The sequence below is a fragment of the Aeromonas sp. EERV15 genome (assembly GCF_900079845.1).
Classification (GTDB): domain Bacteria; phylum Pseudomonadota; class Gammaproteobacteria; order Enterobacterales; family Aeromonadaceae; genus Aeromonas; species Aeromonas sobria.
The window spans coordinates 1-13,432 of record NZ_FKKY02000001.1 but is presented as its reverse complement, the minus strand read 5'-3'; the positions used below and the strand labels follow the sequence as shown (position 1 = coordinate 13,432).

Genomic DNA, 13,432 nt, shown 5'->3' with positions numbered 1-13,432 from the left:
GGTCTACAACTGTCACTTGATGAGTTGCCCACTGATGGTCTCCGCTATTGATAAGAGGCTCGAATGATAGCCGAGGCGGCAGGCAGGGTAAACCCCGCGCCGCCCGCAGTAACATCTTGAAACATAATCGAAAGCTCCGTTTTGCCGCCCCGAGCTGCTCACACCTGACCCGGTTATTTCAATCCCATCCGTTTGAGGATCATTGCAGCTGGGCAGAAACCGGTGAATGCGCTCTGGATCAGGTTGACCCCGACAAAGGCACTCAACCAGACAAAGCCCGGATGAACCCAGGTGGTAAGGATCAGCGAGAGCAGCAACATACAACCCGCGACGATTCTGACTCCGTTATCTACTGTCATGGTCTTTCTCCTTATCTACTTTAGATATTGCTAATTTAGTGTTGTTTTATACAATAGAACAAATATCAGCAATTGCTAATTTACTCTTATGAGCCAATTCGACGAGATGAACAGACATGCGACAGCCGCCGCCTACCTGCTCAAGGCGTTGGCTCACCCCGAACGCCTGATGGTGCTTTGCCAGCTGGTGGAGGGGGAGAAGGGGGTCGGGGAGCTGCTGGCCCACAGCCAACTGGGGCAGTCGGCCTTCTCCCAGCAACTTTCGGTATTGAAGCGCCAGGGCCTTATCCGTTCACGCAAGGTCTCCCAGCAGATCTACTACTCGCTGGTGAGTGAGGCGGCCGCCGATGTGCTGGGAGCGCTGCAAACCCATTTTTGTCACTCGGAAAATAAGGAATCTTGATGATGGAAAGCCAATGGCTGCTCTCTTTGGGCGGCGGCATGCTGGCGGGGCTGTCGGCCCTGATCCTGATGTTGTTCAACGGCCGGGTTGCCGGGATCAGCGGCATTCTGGCCGGTGCGCTGCAACACCGTGCGCCGTGGCGGGTGCTGTTTCTGCTGGGGCTCGGGGCGGGCGCCTGGTTGGCGCTGACTCTGGGTTGGGCCACCATGCCCGCATTCACCACGCTGCCCGGCTGGCCCGTTGTGCTGCTGGCCGGTCTGCTGGTCGGGGTCGGTACCCGTCTTGGCAATGGCTGCACCAGCGGTCACGGCATCTGTGGCATGGGGCGGATCTCCCTGCGCTCCATCGTCGCCACCCTGACCTTTATGGCGGCAGGCTTTATCACCGTCTTCGTCACTCATCATCTGCTGTAAGGGGCTGATCGCCATGAAGTTGCTGACAAGTTTGTTTGCTGGTGTGTTGTTCGGACTGGGGATGGCCATCTCCGGCATGATGGATCCCGCCCGGGTCACCGGTTTTCTCGATCTGGCCGGGGCCTGGGATCCCAGCCTCGCCTTCGTGATGGGGGGCGCTCTGCTGGTCTTTATGCCGGGTTATTTTCTGCTGGTGAAACCCCGTCGCCAGAGCGTGCTGGGTGAGCCTATCGCCGCCGTACCAGCCCCTCGGCTGGAACGCAGGCTGATCGGCGGGGCCGCACTGTTTGGCATCGGTTGGGGGCTGGTGGGCATCTGCCCGGGGCCTGCTCTGAGTCTCATTTCCAGCGGGCAGCCCATGATAATGTTGTTTATCGCGGCCATGGTGGCCGGGATCTTGCTGTTTGATAGAGGGCTGGCCAAGGTGCTGGCTCGGGGAAAGGATAAGGTGTGCCACTCCCATACCGCCTGATCCCGTGAAGTGACAGATTACGCCAGGGAAGGAGAGTGATGATGGAAAAGATCCGGTTGCTGGGGATCACCTTGTTGGTGATGACATCGCAGGCCATGACATCCCCCCGGGCCTTTGCCGCAGACGGGGAGCCAGAGCCCTTGTTGACAGTGGCGCCGCAGGCGGTGACCGACTGGCTGACGCTGGATGGCACCGTCAGTGCCATCAATCAGGGGACGGTGGCGGCCCAGACCAGCGGCCGGGTCTCCCGCATGCTGGTGGATGTGAACGATCAGGTGCAAGCGGGGCAGCCGCTGCTGGAGATCAGCGGCAAGGAGCAGTTTGCCGCCGTCACGGGTGCCGAGGCGCGGCTGGCGCGGGCGCAGGCCCAGCAAGTGGAAGCCGAGCGCCAGCTCGCCCGCTTTCAGGCGCTGATTGCCAAGGGGGTGATCACCCGCGCCCAGCTTGATAATGCCCAGGCGACGGATCGCGCCGCCCGCGCCGAGGTGAATGCTGCCGATGCGGCTCTCACTCAGGCCCGCGAGGCCTACGGTTATACCCGCATTCTGGCTCCCTATGCCGGGGTAGTGACCAAGAGGCTGGTAGAGCTGGGGGAGACTGTAGCCCCCGGTACCCCACTGCTCTCCGGCTTCTCTCTCGACACCTTGCGGGTGGAGGTGGAGTTGCCCCAATCCGCCCTGACGCTGGCTCGTGAGCCTGCGGATGTGCAGGTGCTGCTGCCGGATGGCAAGTCTGTTACCCCGGTCAAATTGACCCGCTTCAACTATGCCGACAGCCAGAGCCACGCCTTCAAGTTGCGCCTCGACTTGCCGCCGCAAACCGCCGGGGTATTGCCCGGCATGTGGCTCAAGGTGCAGCTCAAGCAGGGTGAGCGTCAGGTGTTGCAGGTGCCGGATCGCGCCTTGCTGCGGCAAGGGGAGTTCAACGGTGTCTATCTGCAACAGCCCGCGGGCTGGGCCCTGACGCCGGTGCGGGTAGGCCATTGCTTTGAAGGGCAGTGCGAGATCCTGGCCGGTCTGCAAGCCAGTGACAAGCTGGCTCCCGATGCCTGGGCGCAGCAGCAGGAGGTGGCCCATGAGTAGCGAGCAGAACGGCAACAAGGAGAGGCTGGGGCCTGCCGGTCGGCTGGCTGCGCTGTTTCAGGGCTCGGCCATTACCCCGCTGCTGGCGCTGGTAGGGCTGTTGCTCGGTCTGTTTGCAGTGCTGGTGACCCCCAAGGAGGAGGAGCCGCAGATCGATGTCACTTTCGCCGATGTCTATATTCCCTTCCCAGGAGCCAGCCCGGCTGAAGTGGCCTCTCTCGTCACTACCCCTGCCGAGCAGGTGGTCTCCCAGATAAAGGGCATTGATACCCTCTACTCTTTTTCCCAACCAGATGGCGCCCTGCTGGTGGTGGTGTTCAAGGTAGGGGTGAGCCGCGAGCAGGCCATCGTCGATCTCAACAACCAGCTCGACTCCAACCGCGACTGGTTGCCACAGGGGATCGGGGTCGGTCAACCACTGGTAAAACCCCGGGGGATCGATGATGTCCCTATCGTCAGTTTGACCTTATGGAGCAAAGAGTGGAACAAAGAGGGGAGCAAGCAACTGGGGGCACCCGAGCTGACCCGGGTCGCCCATGAGCTGGAGACCGAACTCAAGCGCATTCCCGGTACCCGCGATATTTACACGCTGGGCAGCCAGAGCGCCGTATTGCGGGTGATGCCGGATCCGGCGGCCCTTAGCGCCCATGGCATCAGCTGGGGCGAACTGAGCCAGCGACTGGCGGCCGCCAATCAGGTAGGCACGACACAGGCTATCGAGCAGAACAACAGTGAGATTAAGGTGCAGGTGGGGCAGTTCCTGCAAAGTGAGCAGGAGGCTAGAGAACTGGTGGTGGGGCTGCACGACGGCAAGCCGATCTATCTGGGGGAGGTGGCCAAGGTCTCTCTGGGTCAGGAGACCCCGACCAAACGCAGCTGGATGGGGCAGGGGCAGGCCAGTTATCCGGCGGTGACCCTGGCCATCGGCAAGCAGCCAGGCCAGAACGCGGTCGAGGTTGCCAAGAGGGTGGAGGCGCGGGTCGAGAGTTTGCAGAACCGGTTGATCCCGGCTGGCGTCGAGGTGACGGTGACCCGTGACTATGGCGTTACCGCCGAGACCAAATCCAACACCCTGATCGGCAAGCTGATTTTTGCCACCACGGCGGTGGTGCTGCTGGTGCTGGTGAGCATGGGTTGGCGCGAGGCGTTGGTAGTTGGCGTTGCCATCGTCATCACCTTGGCACTGACCCTGTTTGCCAGCTGGGCCTGGGGCTTTACCCTCAACCGGGTGTCGCTGTTTGCGCTGATCTTCTCCATCGGCATTCTGGTGGATGACGCCATTGTGGTGGTGGAGAACATCCACCGCCATCGCGGTTTGGGCAAGGGGTCGCTCAAGGAGCTTATTCCGGGGGCGGTAGACGAGGTGGGGGGGCCGACCATACTGGCGACCCTGACCGTTATCGCGGCCTTGCTGCCGATGGCCTTTGTCAGTGGCCTGATGGGCCCCTACATGAGCCCCATCCCCATCAATGCCAGTATGGGGATGCTTATCTCCCTGCTGGTGGCCTTTATCTTCTCTCCTTGGCTGGCGAGCCATTTACTCAAGGGTGAGGTGCACGGTGCCCACGGCGAGGCCAAGGCGGGTCTCTTTCACCGGCTGATGACCCCTTTTCTGATCGGTGATGGCGCCAAGCGCGCCAGACGCAAGCTCTGGCTGGTGGTGTTGCTGCTGGTCGGGGCCGCCACCGCCATGCCGGTGGTGCAGTGGGTGGTGCTCAAGATGCTCCCCTTTGACAACAAGTCGGAATTTCAGCTGGTGCTCGATATGCCGGAGGGGGCGACCCTGGAGCAGACCGAGCGCACCCTGCTGGCGGTCGGGCGGGAGCTTGCCAAGGTGGCGGAGGTGAAGGATTACCAGATCTACGCCGGTACCGCGGCCCCCATCAACTTCAACGGGTTGGTGCGTCACTACTTTATCCGCAGCGGCGCCAACGTGGGGGATATTCAGGTCAATCTGGTGGATAAGCATGAGCGCCATCGCAGCAGTCACCAGATTGCCCAGTCGGTTCGGGAGCCGCTGCAGGCCATCGCCAGTGCGGCAGGGGGCAACCTGAAAGTCGTTGAGGTGCCCCCCGGCCCGCCGGTCTGGTCCCCCATCGTTGCCGAGATCTATGGCCCGACTCAGGCCGCCCGCGAAGCGGCCGCTCGCGCTGTACAGGCCCGTTTTGTGGCCACGGCGGATCTGGTGGATGTGGATATCTATCTGACCGACCCGCAGCCCAAGTGGCGGCTGGTGGTGGATCGCAGCAAGGCGGCCCTGCTCGTGGTCGATCTCGGGGATCTGGTGAACACCCTCAATGGCGGGGTGGGTTATCAGGATGCCAGCTGGCTGCAGGGTCACGGTGCCAAGTATCCGGTGCCGATCCGCATCGAACTGGCACCCAGTGACAAACGGGATCTGGCGGGTGTGCTGGCCCTCAAGGTGCGCAGCCAGAGCGGTCAGCTGGTGCGGGTCTCCGAGCTGGTGAGTCGCCGTGATGAGGTGGCCCCCAGCTATATCATGCACAAGAACATGCAGCCCATGGTGATGGTGGTGGCCGACATGGGTGGCCATACCGACAGCCCGCTCTACGGCATGTTTGCCGCCGGTGCCGATATCGACCTGCCCCAATATTACGTACAGCAGCCGGATAAACTGGGAGAGGTGGCGCTGTTGTGGGACGGGGAGTGGAAGATCACCTACGAGACCTTCCGCGACATGGGGCTAGCCTACGCCGTGGGGATGATCCTCATCTACCTGCTGGTGGTGGCCCAGTTCCGCTCCTATCTGGTGCCGCTCATCATCATGGCCCCCATTCCGCTCACCCTCATCGGGGTGATGCCGGGCCACGCCCTGCTGGGGGCTCAGTTTACCGCCACCTCGATGATCGGGATGATCGCCCTGGCCGGGATCATCGTACGCAACAGCATCCTGCTGGTGGACTTTATCGAGCAGCAGCGCCGCGCCGGAGTGGTGTTCGAGCAGGCAGTGATCGAAGCGGCGCAGGTGCGGGCCAAACCCATCATGCTGACGGCGCTGGCGGCGATGATCGGGGCCCTGTTTATCCTCGATGATCCCATCTTCAACGGACTGGCCATCAGTCTGATTTTCGGGATCCTGGTCTCCACACTGCTCACTCTGGTAGTGATACCCTTGCTCTACTATGCCCTGCTCTCCCGACGCTCATGACGGGAGTCACTAGCGAAAGGATGCGCGATGAAGAAAGGTTGGCTGTGGTGGGGAAGTGGCGCCGTGGTAGCGGTGGCTGCTCTGGCATGGTGGTGGCGACCGCAGCCGACGCCGATCAGGCTGGCCGAGGTCGGGCGGGGGGATGTGCTGGTCACCGTGGTCAACACCCGGGCTGGCACCATCAAATCCTGTCAGCGAGCCGGGCTCAGTCTGCCCGGTGGCGGCGTGGTGGAGCAGATCGCCGTCAAGGCCGGGGAGCGGGTAGCGCAGGGAGATCTGCTGCTGACCCTCTGGAGTGACGATATTCGCGCCGATCTTGCCCGTGCCCGCGCCCAGCAGGCCCTTGGCAAGACCCAGCGCGAGGAGCGTTGCAGCGAGGCGGCCTACTACGAGCGGGAGGCCAATCGGCTGGCCACCCTGCTGGCCAAAAACCTCACCTCTCGCACCCTCGCCGAGCAGGCCCAGAATCTGGCCGATACCCGCCGCTATGTCTGTCAGGCATCCCGTCAGCAGGAGCGGGTCGACGAGGCGCAGGTCGCCCAGGTGGAGGCTCGCTTGAGCGAGCGCCGTCTGCTGGCGCCGTTTGCCGGAGTGGTGGCTGAGGTCAACAGCAAGCTGGGCGAATACATGACCCCCTCACCGCCCGGAGTGGCTATGCCCCCCGTTATCGATCTCATCGACGATCGCTGCCTCTATGTCTCAGCCCCCATCGATGAGGTGGATGCTGCCCGCCTCAAGGTGGGCCAGTCTGCCCGGGTACTGCTCGACGCCATGCCTGGGCGCGATTTTGCCGCCACCGTCACCCGCATCGCCCCCTATGTGAAGGAGCTGGAGAAGCAGGCCCGCACCGTGGAGGTGGAGGCGGCGCTCACTGCCCTGCCCACTGACGTGCCTACTGACGTGCCCCTGCTTATCGGCTACAGCGCCGACCTTGAAGTCGAGGTGACCCGCGCCACCGATGTGCTGCGGGTGGCAGCCAGCAGCCGGGCTGATGATGGCAGCGTACTGCGGCTGGATGGGGATAAGCTGGTGCGGGTGATGCCCCGCTGGGGCGTGGAGAACTGGAACTGGATTGAGGTGGCCGAGGGGCTCGCCGCCGGTGATCGGCTGGCAGCCCAGCCCGGACAGATTGTCGGGGAGGGCCCCTTCAGCGCCGCCACGGAGCAGCCGGATGAGTGATCTCATTCGCCTTGATGCCGTCAGTCGTCGTTTCACTCTGGGTGGGAGCGAAGTGGCCGCCCTCGAGCGAATTTCCCTGCGGGTTGCCGAGGGGGAGTATCTGGCGGTGATGGGCCCCTCGGGCTCCGGCAAATCGACCCTGCTCAATGTGCTGGGGTTGCTGGATCGGCCCGACGAGGGGTGCTACTGGCTGGGAGGGGAGGATACCGCCACCCTGTCAGAGCCGGCGCTGGCCCAGCTGCGCGGCCATCGTATCGGTTTCGTGTTCCAGTCGTTTCACTTGATCTCCCGCCTCACCGCCCGTGAAAACGTCGAATTGCCGCTGATGCTGTGCGGGATCGCCCCCGCCGAGCGCCATCGCCGCAGCCAGCGTCTGCTGGGGGAGCTGGGGCTGGAGAATCGGGCCGAACACCGCCCTGCCGAGCTTTCCGGCGGTCAGCGTCAGCGGGTAGCCATCGCCCGGGCCATGGCAATGGCGCCGCGGCTGATCCTGGCCGACGAGCCCACCGGCAATCTCGACTCCCGCTCCGGGGAGGAGGTGATTACCCTGCTGGAGGAGCTCAACCGGGAGCAGGGGATCACGCTGGTGGTGGTGACCCACGATCCGCGCCTCGGTGAGCGTGCGGGCAGGCGGATCCTGATGAACGATGGCCGCATCAACATTGATAGCTGCGGTGGCTGAATGCGGCGCCCCGATGTGATCCGCTTTGCCGCCGTGGCCCTGCTGCGCCAGCGCTCACGGGCGCTGGTCTTGATCCTGGCGGTGAGTTTGAGCGTCACCTCGGTGCTGCTGCTCACCGCGCTGGGGGAGGGGGCGAGGCGCTATGTGGCCGACCAGTTCAGCTCCCTTGGCAAGGATCTGCTGGTGATGTTCCCCGGCCGCAAGGAGACCACCGGCGGGCTGCCGCCGGTCACCGGCAACAGTCTGCGGCAGATCACTCTCGATGATATGCACTACCTTGGCCAGCACCAGCCAAACGTGCGGCTGGTGCCGCTGGTGATGGGCTTTGCCGAGGCCAAACAGGGGGCGCGGCTGCGCCAGACCATGCTGCTTGGCAGCAGCAACGGGCTGCGCGATACCCACGGGCTGGAGCTGCTCTCCGGCCGCTGGCTGCCGGGGGATGCCGCAGAGGATCGACCGGCCGTCCTGCTCGGGGCCAAGGTGGCCCGTGAGTTGTTCGGTCAGGCCGATCCGGTCGGCCAGTGGCTGCGTTTTGACAATCGTCGCTTTCGGGTGGAGGGGGTCTTCACCAGCCAGAGCAGCAATCTGGGGATGGACATGGCCGAAGCCGCGCTGATCCCGGTCGGTAGCGCCATGCGGCTGTTCAATACCGAGGGGCTGTTTCGGCTGCTGATCCAGCCGCTGGCGGGGCAAGCCGTGCCGCCGCTGGTCAAGCGACTGGAGCAGCTGATGCAGGCGCGCCACGGGGTGCTCGATGTGACCGTGGTGCGCCGCGACGCCATGCTGGCCACCTTCTCCACCATTCTCTCGACCCTCACCCTGGCAGTTGCCGGTATCGGCGCCATCAGCCTGCTGGTCTCCGGCATCATGATGATGAATCTGGCGCTGATCAGCACCCGCCAGCGCACCGGCGAGATCGGCCTGCTCAAGGCGCTGGGGGCCGACAGCCGCCAGATCCGCCAGCTGTTTTTGTGGGAGGCGCTGTTGCTGAGCGGCAGTGGCGCGCTGTTTGGCACTGTGTTGGGCTATGCCCTTGTTGCCCTCGCCGGAGTAATTTGGCCCGGATTTCCGGCGGCTGTCCCTCTGCTCGCTACTTTCTGCACCATACCGGCGGCCCTGCTGACCGGGCTGTTTTTTAGCTGGCTGCCCGCCTCCCGGGCGGCACGGCAAGATCCGGTCAGCAGCCTGCGCAGCGGGCAATGGAGCGGTGGCTGATGCGCGCCGCCGATCTGTTGTTCTGGCTCTGGCGCGCTTTGCTGGCGGGGCGCAGTCGCAGTCTGCTGTCGGCGCTCGGCATTGCCATCGGGATCGCCTCGGTGACCCTGCTCACCGGCATCGGCGAGGGGCTCAGGCTCTATCTGCTCGACAGCTTCTCCCAATTTGGCACCCGGCTGATCGCCGTGACCCCGGGCAAGACAGAGACCGCCGGCGGCCCGCCCGGCATCCTCTCCAGCAGCCGTCCTCTGTTGCTGGAGGACGCCGATGCCCTCGCCAGATTGGCAGGGGTAGAGGCGGCGCTCCCTGTAGTGCAGGGGCAGGGGGAGGTGCGCAGCCGCGGGCTCACCCGCAGCACCGCTATTTTGGGCACAGGCTCGGCGGCGCTCTCAGGCTGGCGACTCACCCTGGTGCAGGGGCGTTTTCTGCCCGCGGACGACAGTGCCATGCCCCGCGCCTATGCGGTGCTGGGGGCCAAGGTGGCGGCTGAGTTGTTTCCCGGCGGCGATGCGCCGGGCAGTCTGCTGCGGGCCGGTGATCGCCGTTTTCGGGTGGCCGGGGTGCTGGCTCCCAAAGGGCAATTTCTCGGCTTTGATCTGGACGACATGATCTATCTGCCCGCCGCTCACGCCCAGGCGCTGTTCAACAAGGAGGGGTTGCAGGAGATCGACGTCATCTATCGCGCCGGACAGACGGAGGCCGAGATCACCGCCCAGATCCGGCGGCTGCTGATCGCCCGCCACGGCGCCGAGGATTTTACCCTCACCTCCCAGCAGGACATGCTGACCAGCCTCGACAAGATCCTCTCCATCATCAAGCTGGCGGTTGGCGGGCTCGGTATTATCTCGCTGCTGATCGGGGCGGTCGGCATCTTCAGCATCATGAGCATCGCCCAGCAGGAGCGGATCCCCGAAGTGGGCTTGCTGATGGCGCTGGGCTGCCCGCGGCGCCGCATCCTGCTGTTGTTCCTGCTGGAAGCCGTAGTGCTGGCGCTGCTGGGTGGGGCCATGGGGCTGGCCCTGCTCGGGGTGCTCAAGCTGCTGTTCGCATTGCTGGCGGCTGGGTTGCCGCTCACCCTCCATCCTCTCTATCTGCTGCTGGCGCTCGGTTGCAGCGCCCTGGTCGGTCTGCTGGCCGGGGTCGCCCCCGCCTTGCGGGCGGTGCGTCTCGACCCCGTGGTCGCCCTGCGTGGGGATTAAGCCATCCTGCCCTGTGGTCGTTGTCAACGCGCGCGGTAACAAGCGAGTCAGGTGGCAAGGTGGTAATATCCCTCCGCTACTGACTCGATATAAGGTTCCCCGATGACTACGCTGCGTCTGCTTGTCTCCGACTCTCACGATCCCCTGTTCAATCTGGCCGTCGAGGAGTGCATCTTCCGCCAGATGGACCCCGGCCAGCGGGTGCTGTTCCTCTGGAACAACGCCAATACCGTGGTGATTGGTCGTGCCCAGAATCCGTGGAAGGAGTGCAATACCCGCCGGATGGAGGAGGATGGGGTGACGCTGGCGCGCCGCAGCAGTGGTGGCGGCGCCGTGTTCCACGACCTTGGCAACAGCTGTTTTACCTTCATGGCGGGCAAGCCGGAGTATGACAAGAGTATCTCCACCGCCATTGTGCTGGACGGGCTCAAGCGGCTCGGGGTGAGTGCGTTTGCCTCCGGTCGCAACGATCTGCTGGTGGCGACCCCGCTGGGGGAGCGCAAGGTATCGGGCTCCGCCTATCGGGAGACCCTGGATCGCGGGTTTCACCACGGCACCCTGCTGCTGGATGCCGATCTCGGCCGCCTTGCCAACTACCTCAACCCCGACCCCAAGAAGCTGGCGGCCAAGGGGATCACCTCGGTGCGCGGCCGGGTGGCCAATCTGTGCGAACTGCTGCCGGGGATCGATCATCAACAGGTGGGCGAGGCGCTGGCCGAGGCGTTCTTCCACCATTACGGCGCGCGAGTTGAGCCCGAGCATATCTCCCCCGCGCAGATGCCGGATCTGCCGGGCTTTGCCGAGACTTTCGCCCGCCAGCGCAGCTGGGAGTGGAACTATGGCCATGCCCCGGCTTTCAGTCATCTGCTGGAAGAGCGGTTCAGCTGGGGCGGGGTGGAGCTGCACTTTGATGTGGAGAAAGGGGTCATCACCCGGGCGCAGCTGTTCAGCGATACCCTGGAGCCAGCTCCGTTTGATCTGCTGGCAGCCGAGCTGGCGGGTTGCGGCTATCGGCCGGACGCCGTTGCCGCGCGCATGCAGCCCTGGCTGGCGGCCTTCCCGCAGCAGCAGAGCGAGCTGGCGGAGTTTGCCGAGTGGCTGTTGGCCTCCCTGCGTTGAGGGTGGCGCTGCGCTGATGGAGGCCTGGTAGTAAGGGCTCTGTCAGCCAGGATGGGAGCAAGATCACGAAATATAAAGAGGCGCCTCAAAGGCGCCTTTTTGCCAGCCCTTGTCATGGCTGATACATGACAAAAAGTAGGGTAGGCCATTAGATATTGTCGCTGTCGGCCCCTCTGGTACAGGGGTATAACGACCGCACATTTGCTGTACTAATGGTATAAAAATGAGTGACTTAGTTTATCTGAAAGACGAAAGCGTCAATGCCGTCCACCCCGATTTCTCCGCCCGTTTCGCCACAGTCAAAGCCAACTTTTTCTCGCGCAATCCCGATCTCTGGCCCGTTTTTCGCGAACCCGGATTTGCCACCCTCAATGAGTTTCGTGCCCGTGGTCTGGCCCCGGATGCCCGCCTGAACGCCTGGCCTGATGGCCGCGCGCGCCTTGCCGATCTCTGCGAGACCATGCCGGTGCCCGCCACCATGCGCACTCCGGGCGAGCCGATGGCCGAGCTGCTGTTTGCCGGCGCCCTCTCCAAAGACTGGGAGAACCCCTCCAGCGTCGAGAACGTCATCACTATGTCGGCGGATCCCGCCATCTACGGCGCCCAGCTGGGCATTCTGGCCAACCCCAATCTGGTCTACTCCGAATATGCCGGGGTTGCTGAGGAGCTTGAGAAGAAAGTAGTGCGCCAGATTGCGCTGCTGGCAGGTTATGACCCCGAGCGGGCCACCGGCATCTTCACCCAGGGGGGGACCTTTTGTAACCTCTACGGCTACCTGCTCGGCATTCGCAAAAGTTTGCCCGAGGCCAAGCACAAGGGGCTCGGCCACTATCAGGATTACCGCATCATCAACTCTCAGGGCGGTCACTACTCCAATATCACCAACCTCTCCCTGCTCGGGGTCGACATCGAGAACAAGACCATCCGCATTCAGGTTGGCGAGAACAACGACATCGATCTCGACCACCTCGAGCGCACTTTGACCGCCTGCTTTGCCCTGAAACACGTGGTGCCCACCATCATGCTCACCATGGGCACCACCGACACCTTCGGGGTGGATCAGGTCAAGCCAGTGTTCGAGCTGCGCAATCGCCTCTGCGAGCAGTTCGAGGTGGCGGTCAAGCCGCACATCCACGTCGATGCCGCCATCGGCTGGTCGATGATCTTCTTCCTCGGTTACGACTTTGCTGCCAACCCGCTCGCCATCAACAGTGCGACTCTGGCGGGGATCGAGCGCAACGTGACACGCTTTGCCGAGCTGAAATATGCCGACTCCTTCACCGTCGACTTCCAGAAGTGGGGCTATGTGCCCTACACCTCCAGTTTGGTGATGATCAAGGAGCAGGATGACCTCAAGGCGATGGAGAATGACCCGGAGAACTTCTCCTACTTCGAGCGGGACATTCAGGGCCAGACCCACCTGCAATCCACCATCGAGTGCTCCCGCGGCGCGAGCGGTCTGTTCGGTGCCTATGCGGCGCTCAACTACATGGGGGTCGAGGGGTATCGCATCGTGCTGGCCCACTGCCTGCAAAATGCCAACTACTTCCGCTATCGCCTGAGTCAGCTTGGCAACGTCAAGCTGGTGGCGCAGGAGAATCAGGGGCCGAGCGTCGGCTTCAAGATCTACAACCCCGAGTGGGTGAGCGATCCGGAAGCCGAATTTGCCTTCGAGCTGGCCCGCTCCAGCGATCCTGCCTACAAGGCGCGGCTGCAGCGCAATACCGACTATCACCGCAGCCTGTTCAAGGGACGCGGCAAAGTCGGGCTCTATACCAACTGGGTGGAGGCGGTGGCCCACTCCGACTACGACGCCCGCGGCAAATACTCCTACATTGCTGGAGAGAAGGCGGTCTTTATGAACCCCGCCTGCACCCGCGAGCAGATCGACGCCTTTATCGACCATATTAGCGGTTGATACCGGTCGCTCTGACTGCCGAACGCGGCTAATAGTGGCCAGTGGTGGTTGGGGGTATCACGCCAACAGATAAACAAAGGGCAAGCCAGCTGGCTTAATGCCGATCAGTTAAGGATCCATTGACCGATCCTTCTGATGTGTGAAAATCCGAAACCTGTTGATTGGTTTCGGATTTTTTATGCGTATCGCTCAAGCTCTCGACTTCCTCCACGCCAGCAAGGC

General features: G+C 63.2%; 12 protein-coding genes. 11 read left to right on the top strand and 1 reads right to left on the bottom strand.

Going from position 1 to position 13,432, the window contains the following annotated elements; genetic code table 11:
- Nucleotides 1-173 precede the first annotated feature (173 nt).
- Nucleotides 174-359 (bottom strand): YgaP family membrane protein, encoded by a 186-nt coding sequence (locus tag BN4575_RS00060; RefSeq protein WP_033136592.1) that lies wholly within the window; start codon nt 357-359, stop codon nt 174-176.
- An 88-nt stretch (nt 360-447) separates the two neighbouring features.
- On the opposite strand from BN4575_RS00060, the gene BN4575_RS00055 reads away from it, so the two are divergent.
- The 11 genes from BN4575_RS00055 (at nt 448) to BN4575_RS00005 (ending at nt 13,210) form a co-directional block, all read left to right on the top strand.
- Nucleotides 448-762 carry an ArsR/SmtB family transcription factor gene (locus BN4575_RS00055; protein WP_068976642.1) on the top strand — a complete coding sequence of 105 codons (315 nt, stop codon included), beginning with the start codon at nt 448-450 and terminating at the stop codon, nt 760-762.
- The gene (locus tag BN4575_RS00050) at nt 762-1,175 is read left to right on the top strand and encodes a YeeE/YedE family protein (protein WP_068976641.1); all 414 of its coding nucleotides are present in this window, start codon (nt 762-764) and stop codon (nt 1,173-1,175) included. The genes BN4575_RS00055 and BN4575_RS00050 overlap by 1 nt, the downstream gene beginning before the upstream one ends.
- A gap of 13 nt (nt 1,176-1,188) precedes the next feature.
- On the top strand, nt 1,189-1,647 hold the full coding sequence (locus tag BN4575_RS00045; protein WP_068976640.1) for a YeeE/YedE family protein: 459 nt from the start codon (nt 1,189-1,191) through the stop codon (nt 1,645-1,647).
- Nucleotides 1,648-1,688: 41 nt separating this feature from the next.
- Nucleotides 1,689-2,729 carry an efflux RND transporter periplasmic adaptor subunit gene (locus BN4575_RS00040; protein WP_068976639.1) on the top strand — a complete coding sequence of 347 codons (1,041 nt, stop codon included), beginning with the start codon at nt 1,689-1,691 and terminating at the stop codon, nt 2,727-2,729.
- Nucleotides 2,722-5,898, top strand: coding sequence for an efflux RND transporter permease subunit (locus BN4575_RS00035; protein ID WP_068976638.1), 3,177 nt, complete (start codon nt 2,722-2,724; stop codon nt 5,896-5,898). The genes BN4575_RS00040 and BN4575_RS00035 overlap by 8 nt, the downstream gene beginning before the upstream one ends.
- Nucleotides 5,899-5,925: 27 nt before the next feature.
- Complete coding sequence (locus tag BN4575_RS00030; RefSeq protein WP_068976637.1) at nt 5,926-7,077, top strand: efflux RND transporter periplasmic adaptor subunit; 1,152 nt, start codon at nt 5,926-5,928, stop codon at nt 7,075-7,077.
- Complete coding sequence (locus tag BN4575_RS00025) at nt 7,070-7,759, top strand: ABC transporter ATP-binding protein (RefSeq protein ID WP_068976636.1); 690 nt, start codon at nt 7,070-7,072, stop codon at nt 7,757-7,759. The genes BN4575_RS00030 and BN4575_RS00025 overlap by 8 nt, the downstream gene beginning before the upstream one ends.
- Nucleotides 7,760-8,974 (top strand): ABC transporter permease, encoded by a 1,215-nt coding sequence (locus tag BN4575_RS00020; protein ID WP_068976635.1) that lies wholly within the window; start codon nt 7,760-7,762, stop codon nt 8,972-8,974.
- Nucleotides 8,974-10,173 (top strand): ABC transporter permease, encoded by a 1,200-nt coding sequence (locus tag BN4575_RS00015; protein ID WP_068976634.1) that lies wholly within the window; start codon nt 8,974-8,976, stop codon nt 10,171-10,173. The genes BN4575_RS00020 and BN4575_RS00015 overlap by 1 nt, the downstream gene beginning before the upstream one ends.
- A 102-nt stretch (nt 10,174-10,275) precedes the next feature.
- Nucleotides 10,276-11,292 carry a lipoate--protein ligase A gene (locus BN4575_RS00010; protein ID WP_068976633.1) on the top strand — a complete coding sequence of 339 codons (1,017 nt, stop codon included), beginning with the start codon at nt 10,276-10,278 and terminating at the stop codon, nt 11,290-11,292.
- Nucleotides 11,293-11,515: 223 nt separating this feature from the next.
- Nucleotides 11,516-13,210, top strand: a complete 1,695-nt coding sequence (locus BN4575_RS00005; protein WP_068976632.1) for a pyridoxal phosphate-dependent decarboxylase family protein — start codon at nt 11,516-11,518, stop codon at nt 13,208-13,210.
- The last annotated feature ends 222 nt before the right edge of the window (nt 13,211-13,432 follow it).